The organism is Alteromonas mediterranea DE (assembly GCF_000020585.3).
Classification (GTDB): Bacteria; Pseudomonadota; Gammaproteobacteria; order Enterobacterales; family Alteromonadaceae; genus Alteromonas; species Alteromonas mediterranea.
In genome coordinates this window covers 3133031-3157558 of the sequence record NC_011138.3, presented here as the reverse complement: position 1 = coordinate 3157558, position 24528 = coordinate 3133031, and the positions used below count along the sequence as shown (strand labels likewise).

Sequence of the window (24528 nt, the reverse complement as noted above, 5' to 3'; positions counted from 1 at the left end):
GCCTTTAGAAAGCCGCCTCTATTTATCATTACTGTTGAGGGTCGCTGATGCCCAGCATCACCTTATCCATGGTTATAGGGAAGTCCCTAACTCGCACTTTGCAGGCATCATAGATTGCATTGGCAATGGCGGCGCCTGCACCGGTTATGCCAAGCTCTCCGATACCTTTAGCCCCAACGGGGGACGCGGCATAGTCAGGCTCTTCAAGAAAGTCTAAGTTGACTTCTGCAATGTCGCGGTTCACGGCAATATGGTATTCGCCAAAGTCTGGATTAACGAAACTTGCCGAATCGGTGTGGTGGTGAATACCTTCAGTCAGTGAATAGCCTGCGCCCCACACCATTCCTCCTTTAATTTGAGAAGACGCGGTTTTAAGATTCAAGATTTGTCCCGCGCTGAACATGCCGTACTGTCTAAGCAAGCGCACTTCACCGGTAAGTGTGTCTACTTCTACCTCTGCGAAATGTGCGCCGCATGAGTACTGCTCTTTCTCGCTAGTGTCGTCTTGCGAAACGCTTCCTGTTGCAGAGAGAGGGAAGGCGCTTTTATCAACAACATCCAACAGCAAGGCCGATTTAGCTGAAGAAGCTGTACTATTATCTGGCGCATTAGTAACAATAAATTCGCCTTGTTCCATGCGCAGCCGCGCGTTTTTATATTCGCCCGGTAAAGTCGCCATAATTTTTTGCGTTAGCGCTTCACAGGCTTTTTTCACCGCAGAGCCTGTGCTGGCCGCGCCAAATGAACCGCCCGAGCCACAAGATGCAGGAAAGCGGCTGTCTCCTAACTTTACAATAATGTTTTCCACCGGTGTAGAGAGCATTTCTGCAGCGATTTGAGCCAAAATGGTGTAGGTGCCGGTACCAATGTCAGTCATGTCTGAGCGAACGATCACTTGCCCTTCGGCGTTAATTTCAACGTCGGCAGAGCTTTCTACTAGCACGTTCATTCGCATAGCACTTGCTACGCCGTGCCCAATGACTTTGCCTTCAGACGGTGAGGGTTTATGCTGCCAACCAAATTTTTCCGCGCCTTGGCGTAGGCATTCCCCTAAATTATGTGTAGTAAAGGGGCTGCCTTTCATTGGGTGCACAACGGGTAAGTTCTTTATACGAAAAGTAAGGGGGTCAATATTTGCTTTATGGGCTAACTCATCGATAGCGGATTCAAACGCAAGCGAGCCTATGGCATCGCCAGGAGAGCGGGTTGAATCGATAAGCGGTAAGTCAACATCCTTTACTCTATGTGTGCTTTCGATGTATTGCGATTTGTAAGTCACCCGCGCGCCTGCGCCTGTTGCTTCAGCAAATTCATACCCTTTCGCTTTCGGCATAGCGCTTTTGTGAGTGATATTGGTAAGCTCACGGTTTGCGTTTGAAGACAGCGAAATATGCTGGATGCTATGGCCTCGATGAGGGGTATTGTAAAATACCTGGCGTCTACTCAACGCAACTTTAACGGGCTGTTTCACGTGTCGAGCACCAATACACGCCAGTATGGCATCGTAGTGTAAACCTAGTTTTGAGCCAAAGCCGCCCCCCACATAAGGGCTTTGCACCACGATATCCTCCGGCGCCATTTCTAGAGTAATGGCTAACGCTTCTACGGCTGACGCGATAATTTGCACACTGCAATAAACTTCTAATTTCCCATCTTTAAAATCGGCGACCGTGGCATGAGGCTCCATGGCTGCGGAGATTTGCGAGGGCGTGGTGTAAACACTCTCTATTTCACTGCGAATATCATCATCGTGGGGCTTGTCACCGCTGGTAACATCGGGCTCAAAACCGCCATCAAGAGACGCTGGCTTTTGTTGTGCATCATCAAACGATGTCAGTAAATCGGGGGCGTTCCCTTTAACGGTAAATGTGACTAAGCTCGCTGCATAGCGCGCTTGTTCTAGCGTATTGGCAATAACCAGTGCCACAGGAGCACCAAAATGTCGGATGTGTGGCTCGTGTAGCACCGCTCGACTTTGCGTAAACCGGCTTTCGTCGGCGGGCTTACTGAAAGGCTTAAGCGGCCCTGCATTTTTATAGGTAATTACCGCACTCACACCGTCTGCACGTTCGGCTTCAGTGGTATCGATATTCGTTATTTCCCCTACCGCGGTATCACTTGACACAGGCCAGCCTATCAACGGATTACGCTCACTCATGTGTTCAGCCGCATAACGAGCTCTGCCGGTGACCTTCAAAGGCCCATCTACGCGATTAACAGCTTTACCGATAACAGGTTGATTATGCGTGGTCATATAACGCTCCTTCGTGTTTTGGGTGTTTCTCCTGATGAGCTGCTATTGAAGTTAGTACGCGTACCAAGGTATTGCGTAGTAACGTGGTTTTAAAGTTATTGCTGCCGTAAACTTTCGCATGAGACAGCTCTGCTTCTGCGGCTTGCGCAATAACTTCTTGAGAAAGCTCTGCGCCTTCGAGTACACGAATGGCGCTTTGTGGGTACCATGGCTTAGTACCTACGCCGCCAAAGGCAAGAGAAAGTGTGTCAACACGCCCTTCTTTCAAGGTTAAGCCCGCAGCCACTGACACCAGCGCAAATGCATAGGAAGAGCGGTCGCGCACCTTATGATAATACTGGGTGCCGTGGCGAGACTTTGGAATAGAGATATGAGTAATTAACTCATCGTTCGCTAACACGGTTTCTATCTGCGGGGTGTCGCCAGGCTCTCGGTAAAACTCACGTAACGCTATTTGACGGGTATCATTATTTGCATTTTTTACGTTCACTTTGGCATCAAGGGCTATCATCGCAACCGCCATATCTGAAGGGTGTGTTGCGATGCAGTGCTCGCTTGTACCAAAAATAGCGTGAATACGGTTCATACTATTAAGTGCGCTGCACCCAGACCCCGGCTCTCTTTTGTTACACGCTTTAGTGGTGTCGTAGAAGTAATAACAGCGCGTACGTTGAAGCAAGTTGCCTGCGGTGGTGGCACGGTTTCGAAGTTGAACGGTTGCGCCACTTAAAAGCGCTTGGGCTAGCAAAGACAATGAAGGCTCGTCGTGGGAAAATTTTGCCAGTGCAGAATTACTTACCATAGCACCAATATGATAGTGCGCTTCATCTTGCGTAATGGCGTTTGCTTCTTTCCATTTCGCTAGGCTAATTAGCGTGTTGGGTGTCTCAACCTGAAGCTTCATTAAGTCGATGAGATTGGTCCCACCGGCTAAAAAACGCGTCGTGTCAGTAAGTGGAAGCGAGTTCAGTGGCGTAGAGTGGTCATAATGGTGTAGGTCAAAAGGCTGCATTATTGACGCTCCAAAGCAATCACATCAGTGATTGCATCTACGATATTGGGGTAGGCGCCACAGCGGCATAAGTTACCGCTCATGCGCTCACTAATGTCTTCTTTGAGTGAGGCGCGGTTGCTGTAGGTGACCGCGCTAGGGTCACCACTTTTTAGCTCATTGAGTAATGATACGCCCGAACAAAGCTGCCCAGATGTACAGTAGCCGCATTGAAAAGCGTCGCGTTCAATAAATGCCTGTTGAAGAGGATGAAGCGCGTCGTCATTTGCAATGCCTTCAATGGTGGTTACCTCGCAATCTTCAAGCTGGAAAGCGAAGACTAAGCAGGCGTTTACCCGCTCGCCGTCAACGATAACTGTGCAGGCTCCACACTGGCCGTGATCGCAGCCTTTCTTGGTGCCAAAAAGTGATAGGTGTTGATGAAGAAAATCAAGAAGCGTAGTTCTGGGGTCTTCGGGAAGAGAAACGTCTTTCCCGTTAAGTCTGAGTGTAGCCATGGATATGTCCTTCTACCATTGAGCTCAATTTCGGTACTCCTTTGAAATGAGCTTAACAAGAGATTTATCATCACTACGGGGGGAAAGTGGTTTCGGTTTAGGCTGTGAAAATTAAGTCTTCTGAAACCCGCTTGCGCGCTAATAGATGCTAGCGTGTAAGTGGTGTAAAATAGTGAAATTGAGTATTTTGCTCTACGCTTTTAAGCGCCACTTCATATTTCAGGCCTACTTACATGATTCACAACGATGTTTTACGTCGCCTTCGTTATGCACTTGCCATCAACGATACCGCCGCTATCAGTATTTTCAAATTAGCTAACTACGACATGGAAATAGACTATTTGCATGCCGTTATGAAGCGAGAAGGTGAAGAAGGCTACTTGCCGTGTCGCGACAAAATTATTGGGCTGTTCTTAGACGGTTTAATTATTAAGAATCGCGGTCGCCAAGAAGGGCAGGAGCCGAAAGTCTTGGGGCCAAAAGAACGGTTAAGCAACAACGAAGTCATGCGTAAAATTCGTATTGCGATGAGCTACAAAGACGAAGATATGATTCACGCACTACAACTCGCTGACTTTAGAATAAGCAAAAGTGAGTTATCTGCATTTTTTAGAAAGCCTGACCATCGTAACTTTAAACCTGCTGGCGATCAGGTTGTAAGAAACCTCCTTCAAGGCATGGTGAAGAAACATCGCCCAGATTCAACCGTCTCGCACCGAAACGCAAAGCCAGATGATAGAAAGCCATCTAGCGGTAAACCGAATGAGATAAAACCTGCTAAGAAGAAGGGAACAACCCATTCGCCAAAAACTGAGAAAGGCGAGTTGAATAGCCGTCATACCAACGCAGTACGAGAAAGCAGCAAACAAGCAAATACCTCTGTATGGGGAACGCTGCCCTCTAAAAAGCGGTGAACGAAGTGCTGTGTTAGGCGGTCTTCATTTAGTAAAGGGGAAACGGCATAGTAAACCCATTTTTGACACCGATGAGTACGTGACAAAAGTGGTGGATTTTGTGAAAAACATCAAGCGTAAAAGTGAGTAAATTGAACTTAAGTAAAGGAGAGAATATGAGTCGCCATTTTGAACAAGCGGATGGTTTGTGTGAAGAGATAGACACCGCTACCCAAGGGTTCGTGTTTAATCAAACTATGCTGCGTATAGCTGACCCTAAACGCTCGCTAGACTTTTACACACGAGTTATGGGCATGACGCTTATCAAGCGCCTAGATTTTGAGGAAATGAAGTTCAGCTTGTATTTTCTTGCGGCAGGTGATGACTTTTCTGATATTTCTGATGACGTTGAAAAGCGCACGCAACAAACATTTGGCCGCCCGGCAATGCTGGAATTAACCCATAACTGGGGCGATACGCCAGAAACAGTTAGCTACCACAACGGCAATTCTGAGCCAAAAGGCTTTGGGCACATTGGTTTTCACGTACCTGATGCCGACGCAGCGTGCGCCCGCTTCGAAGCGCTCGACGTGCCTTTTCAAAAAGGGCTCAACGAGGGGTCTATGAAAGGTATTGCCTTTATTAAAGATCCCGACGGCTACTGGATTGAAATATTTGATGCATCAAAAGTGGCACAAACGTGTGCGCCGCATTTGAAGAAATAAAAGCCGGACAGATAAATACAGAAACGTTTAGCGCGCATTCAGGGCTGGCTAAACTTCTGTTAAAAAACTATCAAACACAACGAAAACAGGCAGCATAGTAATATGCTGCCTGTTTTGTTTTATCGATGGTAATGGTTTACACCTTACACGAAAGTGGTAATGACGCGATGGCTACTTTGCCTCTAAGGATAACTCCACACCGCTAAATTCAGTATGTAAGTCGTGCTGAGTATTAAGCAAGAACAAGCGATTCGCTTCAATTTCAGCGTCGTTGGCCAAGTAACTTTTTACCGCTTTACTGCGCGCATCGGCCAGCAGAATAAGTTCACTTTCTGGGATATCGATGCTATTGCGTAGTTTGTTGTAACGCGCGATGCTTAACGCGCGTTTTACGTCATCTCCTTTGATTACACTTTGATTATCTTTAGTGCTTACCTGACTTGGCTCTTGGCTTTCGCTTGCCAATTCTGGGTATAGTTGTACCACCATGTTGGTGTACTCTTGGTTAAGGTCTGGCGTAAAAACGTCGACATAATAAGCTAATAGCGCGTCGGCTAATGGGCCATCCAGCGGAATGCTGCTGCCGGTTATGAGGCTAGCCTGCGAACTATTAACAGCACCGTTCGCGGGCATATCTGCAGTGCTCGAAGTGCTGGATGGATCAACGAGCCCGCTTCTTATCAACAGTGTATTGTTTAACTGGCGTTGTGCCAGCGCGCTTGCATCAGATACGGCATTGACCGTACCTTCAATGTTTACGCGCAGGCCAGGGCGCTTGTTAAGCGCTTTAGCAAGGGTATCAAGTTTTTCTTTCACTGCTGGAGAAAGGGTTGAGGCGCCAAACGCAAACTCCGCACTGTCTAATTCATCATCGCTACCCACAAGGTTAGCAAGTAGTGAGAAGGGGGCGGTTACCGCTTTAGTAATAATATTGCCAATTGCGTTTAGTATGATAGAACCAAAGCTAAAGTCTGGGCTGTCTACATCCCCTGAAACATCCAAACCTAAATCGATAACGCCGTTTCTGTCTTCTAACAGCGCGATAGCAAGGCCTAATGGCAGACTTAATGCTTGATCTGAATTAGACTTTTTCCCCAATGTAAGCTGGTCGATAATCACATGATTTTGGCCATCTAGCTGGTCACCGTTGAGCTTGTATTGCACTGCTAACGATAATAGCCCCTTGTCAATGTAGTAGCCCATGTAGGTACCAGAGTAGGGATTAACCGATGTGAGTTCAGCCCCTTTTACTGAAAAATTCAGGTCAAGGTCCAAATCCTGCTTCAACGGGTGAATTGTGCCAGCAAGTTTCACTGGCGCATAGTTGTCTATTTTACCGGTAATATCAACGCTGGCGGGGTCGTTCGAGCGAGAATCTATGCCCGATATTTTACCGTTTAGGCTTTCTATTGCCGACGCAAATTTAGGGGTTAATGAGTGATCGGCAAAATACGCCCTACCGTTTTCGATAGAAACACCGCCAACTGCAATAGCTAATTCAGAGGAAGCGGCTTCGCTTGTCGACGATGTCGCACTTTTACTTTTTGCTTCACCATTACTATTTGCAGCGTCTTGAGCCGCTAAATTATCGTTTCCTTCCCTATTAGTGCTTTCATTCTTAACAACGTCCTGTTCACTTGCAGCAAAAAGTTTACTTATGTTGGCCTGCTTCGCTTCATCAATGATTAATCTAGCAAAAGGGGCTGTAAGATGAACTGTCTCTACGCGCAATTGATTGGCGTTACGGTCAAGCTTTATATCTTCTACGCTCAGTGCTTCCCATTGCAATAAGGGCGTTTGAGCGGTGTCGAGTATGCTTAAACCTTCCACCCGTGTGCTCGCATTTACATTAAGGTCGCCAGCGGCAGAGCCTTCAAACGTTACGTCGAGATTAACAGCGCCACTTTCTAGCGTGACTTTGGCGTACGGCGAGACGTATTGCTGAAACTGACTAAGTACTAGCGCGTCAAGGGCTGCGCTGCCCTTTATAACTTGCTTGGCGATCGTTACACTGCCAGCGCTTGAAAACGCGCCCTGTGGGACTGAGCTGAAACGCTCGGGATCAGCAGAAACCTGAAAATTCGTGCTATAGGAAATGGGCGCCGTAAAGTCTGTCGTAATGCTTCCGGTTTCAATATTGATATTACTGACTCTAAGAAACGTACCGGCACTTACACCGCGTTCTTCAATATCCAGGGTGCCACCGTTAAATACAAACTGCTGTAGTACTACCTGCCACTCATTTCGCTCGCTTGTATTTTGAGCCGTGCTTTCAGCATCTACTTCAGCGCTGGGTGCGCTTTTTGCCGCTTGCGCTAATGGCTCATCGGCTGTTTGAACACCACTGTCTTCCTTTGCCGATAGGCTTGCGGGCTGGCTAGCGGTAAGCGATGAATTATCTGCTGCGGTATTCGTGTTGGCGTTTACACCTGGTACGTTTTTCGGTGTAAATAACCGTTGTAAATCAATGCCTGACTTATCGTATACCGCTGAAATATGCGGTGCATCAAGCGACACGCGTTCAATATTTACCTGTTGCTGCAGCGCATCTACATTGATGTTATGAACGGCAAAAGAAGGTATGGAAAGAATGTCTTTGCCACCTTTGCTGTTACTAATAGGGGAGCGCTTAAACAGCAGGTTATTAATTTCGAATTCGCCATGTTGCAGTAGAAACTGGAAAGCGTCTTTTTCTTCAAAAATTTCAGCATGTAGGCTAACGCTCACCGTGCCATCGGCTAAATTAGCAGCTATTAGGTGTTTACCGAGGGACCAGAGCGGTACAAGGGCAATATCATCGATATCCACTGAGGTGGTCAATTTTAAGGGAGATAACTGAAATTCGCCATCAATGGATATTTTACCTTTTTCGGCCGTTACCAATGTAAATTGATACTGATTAAAAGCAGATGTCGACCCTTTCGAGGCTGCATCATTCGCGCTTTGCAAAGACGTAGATTGAGCTGTGTCTTTAAGTACCGCATGGGTGTCTAAATCTTGCAATGCAACTTCAAGTTCTGGGTAATTAAGTAGGGTGTCCGTTACCCTATCTTCGATAATCACGTGGCCATGAGTCAGTGAAAATTCACCTAATGTGATATGCGGAATTTGGCCATTTTCGCTTTCGGATGGCGCGCCGTCGGTTTCAGGTGTCTGTTGTGCTACGTGCTCGAGGATATCGGAAAAGTTGAATGTTTGGGTAGTATTGGTGTTATTGAGGCGAGCAACAGTAACAAATGGCGCATCAATGGAGAGCTTCTCAACTGCTGGCGTTAGCGTAAATACTGAATGCCAAAAACCTACGTCTAATGACATATGCCCCACGCTGAAAAAACGGCTATCGGGCTGTGTATTGGTAGTTTCTTTCTCAATCTGGCTTTCAGAGAGAACCCCACTGTGAGCTGAGGCGTAAATAGTGAAGTTACGAACGTCTACTTTTAGTAAAAACGGGTTAATAGCAATATCTGCTACGCTGGCTTTTCTCCCTGTTTGTTCCTCAACTATTTGGGGAAGTTTGGTTTTCAATATAGCAGGGGCTAGAACGCCTAACAGCAGCGCGTAAGTGAAGTAAACAAGCACAAGGTAAGTAGACACTCGAAACCATTTAGGCTTAGCAGCAAACCGAGATATTGCATTTTGCATAGGCGTTTATATTGCTTTATTGGGTTAATAAGAGAGGCAAAGGCTAGTCTCAACAACGGAGAAAAGCCTCATCTGCAAAACAAGAATGGTTAGATTACAGAGCCGTTAGCAAATTATCTAGGCCAGACTTAAATAAGGCTTGGGTTTCACTATCGGCGTTTACATTTAGGTAAGTACTTATTATTGAAACAAAGCTCGCAATCATATCAGTTGATAAACCAAGGGCTTCAAACTGCTGTTTTAAGTCATTGACCGACTTAACGGTAGAGCTATACTCCGAGGCTTTGTTTAGTAACCCAGATAGCGAAGAGCTTGAGTTTGGCGCCGAACTGTCAGACAGCGCGGGTACGTCATCAAGCAAGCCGTCTAAGCCAGGGATGTTTTTCGCTAGCTGCGAGTATTCACCGTTAGATAAGTTGCTTTGTACGTAGTTCATTACCGACGCAATGCCGCCCTGCGATTGCTCGTTAGATACATTCAGATTACCAGAAACAGCGCTGACTAAGCTGGCTAAGTCGATGTTAGATGCCGCACTTGTTGCCATTTGTGTAAGGCTGCTGGTGGTAACAGTTGTATCAGCTTTTTTATCGCCTAGAAGGCCCTTTAGCTCACTGATATTGGCGTGGGCTGAATGGGTAAAGCAAGTCAATGTAAGCAGAGCAGGGGCTAAAATAAAGCGTTTCATATTGAATATCCTTTTTGAGGCTGCGGGAATAGCGAAATGTAAATTCACCTCGAAAAAATTTGAATCAAGGCTATTCAGGCATTCCATTAATTAATAGCTAGAGCGTATGTAAATACTTACATTCTAACGCAGTAGTACCGCAAATACTGTAGAGAAAATGTAAAGGCGCTTTACATTTTCGCGAAAAGAAATGATGTGGGCCGAGTGGATAAGTCAATTAGACAAAACACTAAAAGGAGCGATTGCTCCTTTTAGTATTCTACTTTGTAACACGGCATAAAAGTGGCTGTTTTAGCTAACGTTACCTATTGCTACTCACCTCTTTTGTACCTTTTATATCCTAGGGCGTATCGCTAATTGGGCGCGATAAAGCCGAAAAGCATAGGCGTGGTGGCTTTACTAGAATAATACGCGTTAGTGTGTACAGCACGACGTTTGCCAATAGACGCCCATGTCGTTAGGTGGTGCACCAAAATATAGGCCGTAATAACGCATACCCCTATCCCCCAGGTTATGAACAAAGGCGCGGCGTCGCGAGTGGTCAAAGTAGGGGTGATCCCTACCACATATCGGCTGAAGTCATTCGATGGAATTGCTACTATCGACATAGGGATGTTGTTAAGCAGCAAGCAAACGGGGACCAATATCCATAATTTATACGTAAGTGATGCGCCGAGCTTCTGTGTAAAAAATGCTCTGTAATTATAAGCAGTGTAAGTGTTACAGAAAGCATGCCCTGTTGAGCAATAATCCAATCAATCATTGTTCTGTTCCCACTTTTTTATTAGGGCCTTGAGCTCGTCCACATCTTGCTGTGAAAGTGAGTTTTGGTTGGCGAAGCCCGCTACCATTGGGGCTATTTTTCCTTTGAAAAGTCGACTAACGAAGCTTGTGGTTTCTTTCTTCGTGTAATCTTCTCGCGCTATTAAGGGGTGGTATAGATATTGGCGGTGTTGCTTTTCAAACCCCAGTACCTCTTTTTTAACCAGCCTTCCTAACAGTGTTTTTACGGTTTTTTCATGCCAGCTTTTTTTATTGTTAAGGCGTGCGATAACTTCATTCGATGTGGCAGGATGGTCTTCCCATAACACGTCGAGTACTTCAAATTCCGCATTAGAAATTTCAGGTTTGTCCGTCGATTTATTCATAATAATAATGTCTAATTAATGGATTACATTTGTAGTCTATGACTTTAGATTATACTTGTAATTCTAAAGTGCAAGTTTTATTGCGTATTTTTTAGACGGGATATACAGAAAGTGGGAGAGAGCTAGTATAAAACGGTGAAGTTAAGTTCATGGGCCTCTAAAAATTCACCTAAAATACGAGCCTGTTGATTACCTCTTGGCACCATAACGTAGCAAGGTGGGGCTGGCGAGACTTCTTGCAAGTCGTACCATAGTGTATCAAGTACTTCACTGCCGCTTTTTAGAAATGTTTCGCCCCAAGACGTGCTGTAGATAACAGATACGTCCTCTACTGTGGCTTTTTGCCGTAGTGTAGGAAAGTTTACAATTGCAAAGCAGGCGGTGATCCGTTCTGGAGCGAGCAGGTTATTTCGCGGAAGTGCTGAAACCTTTACCGGTGGAAAATACTTGCATAAGTGCTTAAGTAAGTCGTTTAAATCAAGTTCGCTGACTTCGCCGTAGTTGTAGTCGAGGTAAACTTTACTGTGTGTATCGATGATTTTGCTTGATACACACCACACCATGAGTGCGATAGCGCTTGATGCCTGCGTAATTTTTTGCGACTCGTCGATGATACCCGACTTACTCAATAAATCTCCTGCATAGGCCGACCATACTTCCTCACCGTTTTTGAGCTGGCGCATGGCAATAGTGACCTTTTCACAATAAAGGCTTTCGTCAAACGCACGGCGAAGGAATTCAATTTTATCGGCTTTTTTCGCATAGTACGTGCTTAAACGTCTGCCCAATACCGTCATGTCTTTTTCATCCATGACTTGCTGGTGGTGACTAAGCTCTTTGGAAATACGACGGTAGCATTTCAATAAGAAACGATGAATGCGACGACTTAATTGCACTCGCTCGCTGAAATTCCATTCTTGCTGATTATCAAAATGACTAAGCTGCTTTCGATTCCATCCCCATTGTCTGGCATAAGACGCCATAATTCTGCGTTTGAAGTTGGGTTTCTCATCTTCCATCAGCGGTTGACTAAGGGCACAGCCGCATTTCAAATACAAACACTCTCTTAGTACGGCAATGTCTTCGGCTTGCCCATGCTCACTGTAGTGGGTAATTAGCTCATCAAACATAAGCGAGTAGGGGTCGATGTCTGCCACATGCCCCGGTGCTTCAGCGCCTCGGTGTACATGCTTTTTAAGCAGGTTGCACAGTGGTTGTCCCTCGGCGATATTAGCAAGGTAAACCTCTAACTTTGCCATTTTTAGCACCGACTTAAACGGCGAGTCCATCGCTTTTCCTAACTGCCAGATAGCTGCCCCAAAAAGCTCGCTGGCATCTAACTTTTCTAAATGGCCTAAATCCATAAACCAATCTAGATCTGGTGAACCACCTTTTTCAAGGCTGTTGTATATGGCTTGATACTGTTTTTCTGATGTTTTTTCTGGGGTTAGCCACCAAAAGGGGGCTTTACCTGCCACCACGATATTGGTGTTATAAAACTCGGCTTTGAGAAATAACGCTTGGGCGGAACCCGCACTTTCTCCTTCGGCAACGCCAAAGTCGTTTTGTTTTACTTTGTCTATTTCAGACAAAAAGAAATGCACTTCTATACCAAAGGTTTGGTCGGCCCACTTTTCTATAGCGGTAAGCTTTTGTTGCAATAGCGAAAGTGCGGTGGAAGTGAATTGTTTTCCGTCTATGCATACCCAGAAATCAAAATCGGAATCATCGGTTTGAGCGATAGTGCCTACACTGCCCATAAGTACCAAAGCATCGACGGCGCGTTGTCGCGGCCATATCTGCTTTATGTCTGCAAACAAATGGCTTTCTGAAGGGAAGCATCGTAAAAGGGCTTTTTCTATATCAGTCCTAAAGGAATAATTACTGATCCCAAAAGGTACACTTTCGCCCGTTGAGAGGGGCGCGACAAAGCCGGGAAGCGACTCGTGATTGACGTGCACCAGAAAAGGAAGCACGTGAAAAAGAGGTCTGTGCTTTTCAGGCATGAGTGTAAGGGCACGCTCAATACGCGCTTTGTTGTATCTCAGTACCCGCAACAAGCGAATAGTGAGGTTTTGCTGAACGGAAAGCGGCTGTTGCGCTGCCATTATTTAAATCTGCACTTCATCATTACGTCAAGCATAGCGTTATTTTACGTCGACTTCCTTACATTTCGTCTTCACAGAGTGAAAGTTTATCGGCTTTTAGCCGTTTTTTTACCATGCCTAGGTAGCGACACCTCTACGCACAAACCGCCTTCACTAGGGCTTTGCATAGTTAGGCTACCGCCATGTTTTTTAATCGCTTTTAACGCAATGCTAAGTCCCAAACCAAAGCCTTCAGTATGCATTTGGTTTCCTGCCCGGTAAAAAGGTTGCATCAACTTCTCGATTTCCTTTTCATCAACGCCGGGGCCTTTATCCGTAACCTTAATGAGCATAGCTGCGCTAGTCGACTCAATAGCCACACTCACAGGCTGCCTTTTATCTGAGTACTTACAGGCGTTGCCAATAATATTATCCAGCGCTTGATGGATAGCTTCGGGGTAACAGCGAATCAATCGTTGTTTTTGCGTGCCTTTCGGCGGTGTCAAAACCGTTGGAATGCCAGGATAGTTTATTGCCATGTCATCCAAAATCCGCTCACACAAGGCTGCTATATCGCAAACTTGTTCCTCGGGTTGGGCGTTTTCCAATGTTGAAAAATTTAATATCTGTTGGATGAGCTGGTCTATACGATGGCAGTCATTATGAATTTGCTTTACATGGCGATTGTCAGGTTGATTTTGTTCTATCAGTGCTGCAGAAGCCTGTAAACGAGCCAGCGGGGCGCGCAATTCGTGAGAGACATCGTGAAGAAGCCTTTGCTGGGCGCTCGCCGCTTCATGGGTTTTACCCACCATAAAGTTTATATCTGTCGCTAAGTCACCAAGCTCGTCACCGCGAGCAAGCAAAGGGGTAGGTAACGGCGCGATGGTTTGGTCATTGGCGTAGCGGCGACTAAATGCCCCTAAATACGTTATTGGTTTAACGATAGTCCAACTGAGTAGGGCACTGACAAGGGCACATGCCACAAAAATTAAAACAAATTGTATGGATTGAAAACGGTACAGCACTTGTTTATACATACGAGGTGCCTGCGGTTGGCGAACCAATACCGTATAGCGAGTATTTGAAGGCCCATAAACATGCTGTTCAATACGCTGCTCAGAGGGCACCTTATTCATTCTATAATGATAAATAGATTCACCTTTAGCATTGTAAACTAGCATGGGAATAAGCTGGCCACCGCGGTTTTCTCGCTGCCGTATCCACTCTTTTATCTTTCTTTTGGCCTTGCCGTCAACAAGCACTTCATGCTCGTAACGCCACACAATTCTTTCAGCTTGGGCGGTAACGTCGTTAAAAAAGCGTTGATTGTACTCGGTGGAGGTATATTCGTTTATTAATACGTAGCCTGTAGTGGCCATTACCGCGAGGCTAGCAATCCAGAAAGTAAGGAAAATACGCCAAAATAAGCGCTTGAATCCGAGCCCGTTTTTTATGTTTTTCCACGTAGTGCCTGCAGCCATATCACGTACCTTATTATTTTTGTGACTGAGGTGAGGTCAACATCTGATAGCCTACTTTGCGAATAGACTTAATCACACTATTCACACCCACAGCAGATAGCTTTTGTCGAATTCTACTGATGTGTACATCCATGGCTCTGTCATAGGCTTCCAGCGGACGGCTTAGCACCTCTTGCGTCATTTCCTGTTTCGAAATGGTTTGCCCTGCACGCTCCATCAACAAGCAAAGTGCGTTAAATTCTGCGCCAGTCAAAGTAATAGGCCTTCCCTTTACCGAGGCTGTTCGCGCGCCAATATCTAGTGAGATGCCATGTAGTTCGGTTATCACAGTCGCGGGCGCTTTAAGCTGTTGTGTTCTGCGTATTATTGCGCGAATGCGCGCGCCAAGTTCTCTTGGGTTACACGGCTTAGGTAAGTAATCGTCTGCACCCATTTCTAAGCCGACAATGCGATCAATATCATCACCCCGCCCGGTTAACATAAGAATGGGCGTTTGCTTTTCAGCTCTAACGGCTCTAAGCACATCAAGCCCCGACATACCTGGCATCATAATGTCTAGCACTACGGTGTCGTACTGATTACTGTTTAGCAGCGTGTTGACGGCCTCTTCGCCGCTGTGAATAGCATGCACACTAAAACCATCGCCTTCTAAGAATTCGCTTAGCAGCGCACAAAGGTCGACATCGTCGTCGACAAGTAATACGTTAATTTTTTCATTTTCCATGATTTAAGCTTACCCTTTTACGCTGGGTGTTTTTTTCAACTTTACCGAACTTTACACTAGCTTAACCCTACTTATCGATTGATTCACGCATACTTCATTTCGTTGATGAGACAACATTATTTTTAACGTCATGCATTATCATGACAAAACAAGTAGGAAGATTAAGATGAAAAAATTAATTACCGGTGTTTTATTAAGTGCATGTATCGCAACGACTGCCTATGCAGGCGGTAAGCATTCTGATGAGCGCAGAGGCGGGAGCGTTTTTCCGCTGCATAAAATGGAAAAAGTACTTGCCCTTACCGACGAGCAAATAGCACAATTTCAAACGTTAAAGGAAGAGCTTAAAGCGGAACGCCGAGCTAAAAAATCGGAAATGCGTGAAGAGGGCATGCGTAAAAATAGAAACCTTTTGGCTGGCCTAAATCCAGATGATGCAGACTATCAGGATAAAGTGAATGCCATTGCCGAGGAAAAAGCGCAGCAAGTAAAAGCGCGCTTTCTAAAACGCGCGGAGATTCGTGCAAAAGTTGCTGATATCCTTACCGATGAACAGCTAGAAAAATTTGATGAAATGAAAGGGAAGCGTGGAAAAAAGCAGCGTAAGCACAGCTAATTAGCCGCCGCTTCTCGATAACATTGTAGGTAAAATGCTTAAAATAAATGCCCCCTTCATTGACAAAACTCAACGAAGGGGGTGTTTTAATTCCCACGCATTTTTGATTTTAAAAGTCTTAAAAAAAGGCTCAAAATAGCGAAAGGGCCGGCTCAACCTATTGGGTATTTAGCGTTGTATTTGGGTAAGGGTTGAGTAACTCACTAACAAGTTCGTTCAGACTATTTTGTATACTGATACTGTCTTTCCCATCTAGTTCAGTGCTTCCAGCTGCGCTATAAATAAACTTTCCGTCTTTTACCATATCAATTTGCAGCCCTTGCTGAAGCGACGTTTGCTCTCCCACGGGAATGCTGAAAATGCTGCCTAGTGAAATACCGCCAGAGCGGCCATAGCTACCAGTACCTAACCCTAAATTTAGCGTAGTGCCGTCTTCTTTCGTGCTTGTGGAAGGCACGTATCCCACAGCGATATCGGCGTCTTCTTCAGACGCCGGTTTAAGACCCTTTGCGATGAGGTTCTCAGTGATAGCCGTTGATAGATGGTTGGCAAGCGTTGCGTTAATGGGGTTCAACGGAGGCTGAATGTAAAACGTTTTGATGTCAGCAAAGTTTTGGTTTTCATCAACATTTATCTGAGGCTTATTACTACTGCAGGCGCTTACGATAGCGACGCACATTAACGCTAATAGGGTTGTTTTAATTTTGCTCAGTTGATGCGTTATTCTGCTCATCACATTTTTCGAAGTGCTGCTATACATAATATACCCACTGTAAAATACTGCTTTATTGAAGACATGCTTAACAAAGCAAAGTTCGACTCGTTGTATCTTTAACGTGTTTTTCCCAGGTTTTGGATCGCATAGGCCTTACTATCGAAATAAGATTTGGAAATGTTGATAGCATTTCTGCAACGAAATACTGCTAAGTGCTTTGATGGAGCAAGGCGTTGAAGTGATAGTGTGTGGGCAGTCTGCCGCAGCCCATGGCGTTGAAAAAAGTGCATTGATTGATGGGGTGAAAATGGATTTATCTGCCATGACAGCACATGCGCGTTTGGCGCAAAAAGGGTATTCGGTTAACCCGTTTTAAAAGGCCGTTTTCTTTTGTGATAAACATTTGTGAATTGCAGATATCCAATGCACTTCATCAGCGCACTAATCCACGAATGCGGAGCTGCTTATTACTCTCATTGCTTGTTACATTCTTTATAAAGTACGTGGCGTGATTAGTAACATCAAGCGACCTTAATTTCATTCTCGGGCGAGAGCATTTTAGTTTTAGGGTTGAAGTTCATATCGTAGTGACGCGATTGCTTCATGTCTTCAATGAACTTTGGCGAGAATAGTGCAATACACTCTGCATTGGCACTTCGTACCGATCGATATCTTACACCGACCGTATCTTTTTTTGTCAGTCCTTTAATCACCTTGTCGCGTGTAGCCGCCCACATTATTGCGCCATACGCCTGCGGAGCGCTGTAGTCATCAGGCAGGTGATATTCTTGCACACCCGTCACATCCTCTAACGGGGCAGCGTAATTAAACACATATTCCCTTAGCTGAATGTTTTCAAAAGCAAAGCCATTCACTTGAGACAGGTGCTTCACAATATGGTGGCGCACTTCATCTAACCCAGCATGGACAGTACTTGCACCGTAAAGCACACCGAATCCGCCTGTACTAAATCGAGAAGGCGTTACAGGTATATGCACGAACGGCGCAATGGCTGAGTGCACTTGCTGAGCGCCTATGAGTATCTCGCTGGTACTGATCGCACCTTCCCCTGTATTGAGTAGCCGTAAGCGTGGGTTCACCTTCGCTTGCATGGCGTAAATCGCGTCAAAGGCTTCTGGCGAAGCAATATCGTCGAAAATATCAATCGTAGGGTATTTGCTGTTAATCAATCGGTGCCAACGCACTACCACATTCCTCCACGCATGCCATCGAGGGTGTCATGTACACGAACTAAGCCCATAAAATCGCGACAGGCAATTTCAATTGGTTTTTGACCGTTAAAAGGGGGATTGTTATTGACCATCGACAGATATCCATACACGTTGTCAGGGTTGCTAAACAGCGTCCTCAAGGCTTGATGAATATTTAGTAGCAAACCTATCCGCGTTTCCAAATCAGGGCGCACAGATACCTTTTCTGGCTCGTTCTCAAATCTGTGCAGCATGGATGTTGATGTAAAGCCAAGTAGCTGCATACGCTGCTTTTGGTTTAACTGCCACTTTTCGAACAAGTTGTGAATTGCATTAGCAACATGGGCAAACTGCCCTTTGTCTGTTGTTGAAGATTGCGCTTGCATAGAACACCTAACGCGTGACCGACCATATCCTCATTGTAGTTAATTCTATATAGAGCGCAAATTGAAAAATAATTCTATATGAAATGGCTGGGCAGGTGACGTTATCAATGACGGTTAAATATGTCTAAAAGCTTCAGTTCAAACCCGTTAAATTTAGCGCGCTGATAATCGAGCTGAACGAAATAATTCAATCATTACACATATAATCTCAAAGCTATTTCAAGATAGGGTTTAGCTAGAAGAAACCTGCCCCAGCGCGATAATTTTTTCAAACGGTGTCGTATCGGGGAGTGTACCTAAAGCGAAACCGCACGCATTGCCGAGCCGTGATTCACAGAATGTGTGAGCAATGTCGTTATGGACGTTTCCTTTAGCAAGAAAGGTGCATGTAGCAAGTAACGTGCATGCTTGGAGCGCTAGCGCCATTTGCTCAGTTAAATAACGGCTGCGCGTTTCCATATTCTGCGTATTTGATAACTCGTCTAATAGTTTACTAAGGTGAATATCGTAATGTTTATTTTTGCCGGTTTGCGTTTTAAGTTCGTTAAACAACGCTTCTTTTACATTGGGCTCTTTAGCGAGTGCGCGAAGTACGTCTAAGCATTGCACGTTTCCACTGCCTTCCCAAATTGAGTTAAGCGGTGCCTGACGGTAGTATCGGGGCATGGGGTTTTCTTCAACGTAACCAATACCGCCTAAACACTCCTGAGCTTCGTTCACAAACATAGGCGTGCGTTTACAAATCCAGTATTTTCCAATCGCCGTGGCCAGCCTTGCTAATGCTGCTTCATAGCTATTACGTGATGCGTTGTCGACTGCTTTTGCAACGCGCATAGTGAGCGCAGTAGCGGCAGCGCACTCGATGGTAAGGTCTGTTAGAACGTTTTGCATTAAGGGCTGGTTGACTAAGGTTTTGCCGAACGCGTCGCGATGACTTACGTGGTGTAATGCGTGTACCAGTGATTGCCGCATTAGCGCTGATGAACCAATCATGCAGTCTAAACGGGTTAACGACACCATATCGATGATCACCGGTACGCCACGGCCTTCTTCACCAATTAAGTATGCCGTGGCTTCTTGAAACTCTACTTCAGAGGATGCATTGCTCCAGTCGCCTAGCTTGTCTTTCAAACGTTGAATTCGCACGTTATTCAGTTCACCATTTTCGAGTATTCTGGGCAGCAGGAAGCAGCTAAGCCCGCCTTCGGCTTGGGCAAGAATGAGGTGGGCATCACACATGGGGGCAGAGAAGAAGAACTTATGACCTACGATACTATAGCTGCCATCGCGCTGCTTTGTCGCAGTAGTGGTGTTGCGCCTTACGTCTGAACCGCCTTGTTTTTCGGTCATTCCCATACCGATAGTAACCCCGTTTTTTTGACTTGCGGGCAGGGAGCGAGGGTCATAAACACCGTTAATGAGTTTATCTAACCAGTAAGAGGGAAGCGACTTACCATAGCGCATTGCCGGCACAGCAGCATGTGTCATGGTAAGGGGGCAAGACGTACCAGATTCGGCTTGATAGTGCATGTACATTAACACCGCGCGAAGGGTATGTGCGCCATCTTGTTGTTCATTTTGCCATGAATAGTTGTGTACGTTGTGTTTCATCGCACTTTGCATTAGCGCGTGATAGCTTGGATGAAAGTCAACGTGATCAATACGCCTGCCGTAGCGATCAAAGGTACGAAGCTCGGGTTTATTTTTATTAGCGAGCTCGCCATGCTCCATGAGTTCATTGCCTGCAAGCGCGCCAAAGCATCCTAAGAGTTCTGCAATCCAATGCTGCTTCTCGGGTAATTGCTGAGTAACGTATGTCTTTAGTAGTTTGTCATCGCGCCACAAGTTGTATGAATTTAGAATAGACGGCTGGTTGTCTACAGTATGTGTATCAAAGCGGTTAAGTGAGGTCATAATGTGGTGCCAAAAATAACAATATTAAGATCATTACACTGAATGTTTTAATTAGTCAAATTATGTAATGTTTGTGCTCGACAACCCTTTGTATAATGATGGTTTTTAACGTTGACAGAAACACAGACACGTAATTAAGCCACATGAAGAAGTAGTTATACGGTGCAACAAGCAATAGTGAAAAAGCCAGTGGCGAGAAAGCTACTGTTGAAACTTCTCGGTTCGCGAGAAAATATACAAATGAATGCTGCTTCTGCAGTGAGGGTAGGCGCGTTATTTGGCATTTCTGAAAATAACATTCGCGTTACGCTAACGCGTTTACAGTCTATGCAGCTGATCACCTTAGTTGAGCGTGGTTATTACGCGCTTGGGGAAAACGGTAAGCAGTTTGCTAAAGAAATTAGTCAATGGCGCAACGCCGAAGACAGCCTTATGTCGTGGGGTAACGATTGGGTGGTTGCGCAGACCAATACGCTACCAAAAAGTGATAAGAAGCAGCAAAGAACTAACGAACGTGCGCTAAAGCTAGTGGGAATGAGAAAGCTAGTAAGCGACATGTATATTAGACCGAACAACATTCTTGATGGTGCGAAAGGGGTAAGAGGAAAACTTCAGACACTAGGGTTGTCCAAGAAAGTCATGGTTTTTAGTGCCACTGACTTTGAAGACAAAATGCATAACAAGGCAATGGAGTTGTGGCGTCAGGATGATCTTGAAGGGCTTTATCGCAACGGATGCGAGGAAATTGAACAGTCGCTGAAGCATCTGCATAGCTTACCCCTTGAAGAAGCCACCAAAGAGTCATATGTCGTAGGTGATAGCGCGTTATATCGACTGGTATTCGACCCTTTATTACCATCGCCACTGGTGGATGTCGCTTTGCGTAAGCGCTATCGAGATTTGGTAAAACACTATGACGATGTAGGCGCAGAAATATGGCATCGCTTTTTATCAAAGAATTAGGTCAATAGACCCCTGAATTAAAATGGAAGTAGCCGAACTGGAAGTAAATATGACCGCATCAAGACCGTTATTTAAACATATTCGCAATCACACCGCGCTTTTTAGTGAACTATCGCAATATAGAAATGCAGCGGTAAAAACAATGGGGTTTAACGGTTATGAGTTTCACAAAACGCCAAAGTTTATTACTGAAGATGGCAGCAGGTTAACCATAGAGCCAGAGCGCAGTATCGTTCTACCAAAAGTGAATACATTGTCGGGTTTGAAAAGAAAGCTGACGCAAGCTATTCCCACTTTACATATGGTTGAGCACAGCGAAATTGGTTATCGGTACCCGACAGCCGCGCTTGCGGGTTTAGATGCCCCTTTTATTAAGCGTATGCGCTCTGAATATTTTCACAAAGTAGATGAAGATCGCAGTATCTGTAGACCAGTAAATTTATCTTATGGCATAAAAAGCCGGGGAAAGGCCGATAACCGTCAAGAATACGAAGTATGGATGCCAGATGAAGCACCGGATCAAAACCCGTTGCCCTTACTCATCGATCTTTACGGTGAAGACCTGCCAGATGACGTACGTCACTTTGTAGAGCAGCCCTCTAAAGTTCACGGTTGGATGGGCGTTAAACGGGCTGCGTTTGAAGCCCTGTATACCAACCCTCAATATTGCGGTGATCTCATTGTTTGTGTTGCTATGAGTGTTGATGCATACAATATTGGGGCTAAGCCGGATTTAGCCTATTCGCCCGAAGCAGAAAGCTCTATTGCAGTAAGTAACGCGGAATTTGAGTGGGAAATAGAAGGTTACTACGCACCGCGTGGATGGGCGTTTGATCACGACGATGTGTGGTCTGCAATCAATCATACGTTAGAAGCGGTTAATGCGCCATTAGACGAGCTGTACGGTAACCAGATTATTCCCATCGCAGAGAGTAAGACTGAGCGTATCCTCTCTACCCTGAAGTCTCTTGGTGTAGAACAGCAAGAGGTTGATGATTTAAATTTACAGCCTTGGGAATTTATGCGTACTGAAAGTGCGCACAGAATGAAAGCACACGATCCAAGTCGGTCGGTAAATTTACTGGGTAGGTTAAATAGACTGTTTTACCAACCTGAGCAGCAACTACCTTCCATCAATTGGATGCATGATTTAATTTCATAGTTCTGTGAACAAGACTCTGCATTATTGCTCAAAGAGTCTTCCAATAGATTTTTTGTTTCAGACGCGCTGAGCTCTCTTGCCAGCGCGTTTTTGTATCTACCGCTCAACCGCATCTGCCAGCATTATACCCAACTTATAAATAGCCAAAGCTGTAACGAAAAAGACTTATATGTAAATGTTTATACAAAACTTGTTATTTTTTGTAAATAACTTTCAGTTTCGGCGTGATCTGTCTGTTTATTTTGTTTTTTCTGTAATTTAATTACGAAAATTGCTTTATTTTTTGAAAGTATTGTTCATAATGTACACATCACTTAGGTGATATCTAATTTAGTTACAAAATAGGAATTCAAAAAATGAAACTGTCTACTTTCGCTATTGCTTTAACGCTATCTGTTGCTGCAACTCAGTCTTTCGCAAAAGACATCGCACTTAAGCCAATTAACGATAATATTGAAACACAAGCGTGTTTGACTGCAGCTAAAGATGGTTTTGGTCCTGCATTGCGCCTTATTCGCTCAAAAGGTTTTAATGCGGAAGAGTTTAGTGCATCAGTTCGCTGTAACGGCGAGTCACTTCGCACGTTCGCTTACATGTACAAAAACAACAAAGCCTCTGACAACGCTAAAACTGTTGCTCTTGTTGCTAAAAACAAAGATGTAGCTTCGCAAGCATGTTTAGAAGCGCTGTCTGTAGGTAAAGAAGCGGCACTAGCAAAGTTTGATTTGGAAGGTGAAAACATTATCTGTAACCACAAAGCAATTTCTGACTTTGTTCGTGAATACAAAGCGGAAAACGTGGTTGTTCGCACTGCAGCTGAATAAGCCTGCGAAAAGGGTAGCAACCTACTGCTAATTCTATGTACAGTTTCATGGCCTTTCGCTTAAAAGGCGAAAGGCCTGACACTTTACAAATTTTATCTCTCAGTCTCTTTTCCCGTACTGGCTATTCTTGCCACACGTTAGCGCTTATATTTCAAAATAAACTCAACGCCTCACGTATAGTTATTGCGCTTCTCCCGAATGAATTAAGTGAAACTCAGTCTGCCTATTATCTAAATACGTCACTGACTTACCGTCAAAAAACGCATCTTCTTCCAGCATAATTCTTATCTTTTTGTTCCACTTCTCAATAAAACTCGCTGCATTAAGTTCTATAGAGTACGCCGTTTGTGCAAACATTGGGTAATCACCTTTAATAGGCACTCCTTCTTGTGCATCCCACATTCCTATAGTTGGGCCAGCTGCATGCCCATGAAAACCAAGCGGGTGAGTGTAAATAGCGGGCGTGATACCCTGTTCTATAGCCTGCTGTCGCGACATATTTAAAATAGTGTTACCTGTTCTTCCTACTTTAAAATTACTGGTTAGTATGTCTTGCAACTGGTTACCGGCTTTGAGCGCATTTTTGAGTGACGCTGGTGCGTCTTTTTCTCCGGGCTTTAGCACGTAAGCATGCTGTTGTTGATCAGTGTTAAGCCGAAGGTAAGTAATGCCAAAATCAACGTGAATTAAATCACCAGGTCGAATAATATTTTCGCCAGGGCGCTTACTAAACGCACTGATTTGATCAAAAACTTCGCTGTCTTTACGTTGGATAGAAACAGTAGGGTGGAACCAGTTGGTTAAGCCTAGTGCGCGAGTTTGATCGCGAAGCCACCAAACCACGTCATCGGTTGTAGTGACATTAGGGGTAATGACTTCATTAGAAAATGCCGTGGCGATAAGCGAATGGCCAATTTGCGCAAGAGCAGGGTAGTGCTTCATCTCTAACTCACTACGCGTCTCTAGCCAACCAATAGCAAGCATTTCACCGCTTACCACTCGACGTTTGAATTGATCAGATAGTGTGGCCATAAACCTATTGTATTCGGTTGATGTCATACCGTCTGCAAGGGCAAAAGCATCGGAAGTATTGATGGCAATTTTCGTTGGGTTTCGCGATTCTATAATGTGCTTCAACGCTTGCCATTGATCAGGTTGGGCTTCTTTGTCCCACGCCTTTTCAAATAGTGAACCTACGGCGTATCGAGCTACTGCTAACTTTTCAAGGGGGCGACCATCCCCAGGATTATAAATGACTAACATGGTATGGCGCCTAGCAGCTAGCCATGTAGAGGGCAGCATGGTCTTTAAAACAGGATCTTCATTGTACTCTCGTGACATCAGCACCCACATGTCGATGCCTTCACGCTCCATAATTTCAGGGAGTACATCACTGAAACGTTGCTCAAGAATAGTGTCAATTAATGCGCTACGTTCTTTCATTGAGAGAACTGAGTTAGCTAGTGCACTGAAACTGAAGAGGGTGAGTAGAATAAATATAACTTTGTTCATATGCATTCCGTTGATTTTTTTCATAACTTTTCTATTTTCTGTCTATTATTTATATCGTTAACACGTAAATTATG

Annotated in this window: 22 protein-coding genes; 7 read left to right on the top strand and 15 right to left on the bottom strand. The window is 45.0% G+C overall.

Annotated features, from left to right (window positions below; translation table 11 throughout):
* Positions 1-28: 28 nt before the first annotated feature.
* The 3 genes from MADE_RS13985 to MADE_RS13975 are packed head-to-tail and all read right to left on the bottom strand — an operon-like array spanning position 29 to position 3763.
* Positions 29-2254: a xanthine dehydrogenase family protein molybdopterin-binding subunit gene (locus tag MADE_RS13985; RefSeq protein ID WP_012519251.1), complete on the bottom strand. Its 2226-nt coding sequence runs from the start codon at positions 2252-2254 to the stop codon at positions 29-31.
* On the bottom strand, positions 2241-3266 hold the full coding sequence (locus MADE_RS13980) for an FAD binding domain-containing protein (RefSeq protein WP_012519250.1): 1026 nt from the start codon (positions 3264-3266) through the stop codon (positions 2241-2243). Before MADE_RS13980 ends, MADE_RS13985 begins: the two co-directional genes overlap by 14 nt.
* Positions 3266-3763: a (2Fe-2S)-binding protein gene (locus MADE_RS13975; RefSeq protein WP_012519249.1), complete on the bottom strand. Its 498-nt coding sequence runs from the start codon at positions 3761-3763 to the stop codon at positions 3266-3268. The genes MADE_RS13980 and MADE_RS13975 overlap by 1 nt, the downstream gene beginning before the upstream one ends.
* Positions 3764-3996: 233 nt before the next feature.
* Here MADE_RS13975 and MADE_RS13970 point away from each other — a divergent pair, with 233 nt between their 5' ends.
* Complete coding sequence (locus MADE_RS13970) at positions 3997-4677, top strand: YehS family protein (protein WP_012519248.1); 681 nt, start codon at positions 3997-3999, stop codon at positions 4675-4677.
* 155 nt (positions 4678-4832) lie between these two features.
* On the top strand, positions 4833-5381 hold the full coding sequence (gloA, locus tag MADE_RS13965) for a lactoylglutathione lyase (RefSeq protein ID WP_012519246.1): 549 nt from the start codon (positions 4833-4835) through the stop codon (positions 5379-5381).
* A gap of 171 nt (positions 5382-5552) precedes the next feature.
* Here the strand turns inward: gloA and MADE_RS13960 are convergent, their stop codons facing one another.
* From MADE_RS13960 to MADE_RS13930, 7 genes are all read right to left on the bottom strand, one after another.
* A complete protein-coding gene (locus MADE_RS13960; RefSeq protein WP_012519244.1) occupies positions 5553-9023 on the bottom strand; it encodes a DUF748 domain-containing protein in 3471 nt (1156 codons plus the stop codon).
* 94 nt (positions 9024-9117) lie between these two features.
* Positions 9118-9708: a DUF2780 domain-containing protein gene (locus tag MADE_RS13955; protein ID WP_012519243.1), complete on the bottom strand. Its 591-nt coding sequence runs from the start codon at positions 9706-9708 to the stop codon at positions 9118-9120.
* A 353-nt stretch (positions 9709-10061) separates the two neighbouring features.
* Positions 10062-10316 (bottom strand): hypothetical protein, encoded by a 255-nt coding sequence (locus MADE_RS20765; protein WP_174377453.1) that lies wholly within the window; start codon positions 10314-10316, stop codon positions 10062-10064.
* 147 nt (positions 10317-10463) lie between these two features.
* Positions 10464-10856, bottom strand: coding sequence for a BlaI/MecI/CopY family transcriptional regulator (locus tag MADE_RS13945; protein ID WP_012519241.1), 393 nt, complete (start codon positions 10854-10856; stop codon positions 10464-10466).
* Positions 10857-10978: 122 nt separating this feature from the next.
* On the bottom strand, positions 10979-12964 hold the full coding sequence (locus MADE_RS13940) for a class I adenylate cyclase (protein ID WP_012519240.1): 1986 nt from the start codon (positions 12962-12964) through the stop codon (positions 10979-10981).
* A gap of 86 nt (positions 12965-13050) precedes the next feature.
* Entirely contained in the window at positions 13051-14427 is a 1377-nt protein-coding gene (locus tag MADE_RS13935) for a sensor histidine kinase (protein ID WP_012519239.1), read from the bottom strand.
* A gap of 13 nt (positions 14428-14440) precedes the next feature.
* Entirely contained in the window at positions 14441-15151 is a 711-nt protein-coding gene (locus tag MADE_RS13930; RefSeq protein ID WP_012519238.1) for a response regulator transcription factor, read from the bottom strand.
* A 166-nt stretch (positions 15152-15317) separates the two neighbouring features.
* Here MADE_RS13930 and MADE_RS13925 point away from each other — a divergent pair, with 166 nt between their 5' ends.
* Complete coding sequence (locus MADE_RS13925) at positions 15318-15767, top strand: Spy/CpxP family protein refolding chaperone (protein WP_012519237.1); 450 nt, start codon at positions 15318-15320, stop codon at positions 15765-15767.
* A 157-nt stretch (positions 15768-15924) separates the two neighbouring features.
* On the opposite strand, the gene MADE_RS13920 is transcribed toward MADE_RS13925, so the two are convergent.
* Positions 15925-16527 carry a DUF4136 domain-containing protein gene (locus tag MADE_RS13920; RefSeq protein ID WP_012519236.1) on the bottom strand — a complete coding sequence of 201 codons (603 nt, stop codon included), beginning with the start codon at positions 16525-16527 and terminating at the stop codon, positions 15925-15927.
* Positions 16528-16702: 175 nt separating this feature from the next.
* On the opposite strand from MADE_RS13920, the gene MADE_RS20325 reads away from it, so the two are divergent.
* Positions 16703-16858: a DsrE family protein gene (locus MADE_RS20325; protein ID WP_012519235.1), complete on the top strand. Its 156-nt coding sequence runs from the start codon at positions 16703-16705 to the stop codon at positions 16856-16858.
* 145 nt (positions 16859-17003) lie between these two features.
* Here the strand turns inward: MADE_RS20325 and MADE_RS13915 are convergent, their stop codons facing one another.
* The 3 genes from MADE_RS13915 to MADE_RS13905 form a co-directional block, all read right to left on the bottom strand.
* A complete protein-coding gene (locus MADE_RS13915) occupies positions 17004-17687 on the bottom strand; it encodes an RES family NAD+ phosphorylase (protein WP_023559819.1) in 684 nt (227 codons plus the stop codon).
* Positions 17687-18079 carry an MbcA/ParS/Xre antitoxin family protein gene (locus MADE_RS13910; RefSeq protein WP_023559818.1) on the bottom strand — a complete coding sequence of 131 codons (393 nt, stop codon included), beginning with the start codon at positions 18077-18079 and terminating at the stop codon, positions 17687-17689. Before MADE_RS13910 ends, MADE_RS13915 begins: the two co-directional genes overlap by 1 nt.
* A gap of 231 nt (positions 18080-18310) precedes the next feature.
* Complete coding sequence (locus MADE_RS13905) at positions 18311-19993, bottom strand: isovaleryl-CoA dehydrogenase (protein ID WP_012519232.1); 1683 nt, start codon at positions 19991-19993, stop codon at positions 18311-18313.
* Between the two features lie 162 nt (positions 19994-20155).
* On the opposite strand from MADE_RS13905, the gene MADE_RS13900 reads away from it, so the two are divergent.
* The 3 genes from MADE_RS13900 to MADE_RS13890 all read left to right on the top strand — a co-directional run bounded on the left by MADE_RS13900 (position 20156) and on the right by MADE_RS13890 (position 22942).
* Entirely contained in the window at positions 20156-20956 is an 801-nt protein-coding gene (locus MADE_RS13900) for a PaaX family transcriptional regulator (RefSeq protein WP_012519231.1), read from the top strand.
* 49 nt (positions 20957-21005) lie between these two features.
* Positions 21006-22118: a hypothetical protein gene (locus tag MADE_RS13895; protein ID WP_041703442.1), complete on the top strand. Its 1113-nt coding sequence runs from the start codon at positions 21006-21008 to the stop codon at positions 22116-22118.
* Between the two features lie 356 nt (positions 22119-22474).
* Positions 22475-22942 (top strand): hypothetical protein, encoded by a 468-nt coding sequence (locus MADE_RS13890; RefSeq protein WP_023559817.1) that lies wholly within the window; start codon positions 22475-22477, stop codon positions 22940-22942.
* A gap of 180 nt (positions 22943-23122) precedes the next feature.
* On the opposite strand, the gene MADE_RS13885 is transcribed toward MADE_RS13890, so the two are convergent.
* Positions 23123-24460 (bottom strand): M24 family metallopeptidase, encoded by a 1338-nt coding sequence (locus tag MADE_RS13885; RefSeq protein ID WP_411918791.1) that lies wholly within the window; start codon positions 24458-24460, stop codon positions 23123-23125.
* Between the last annotated feature and the right edge of the window lie 68 nt (positions 24461-24528).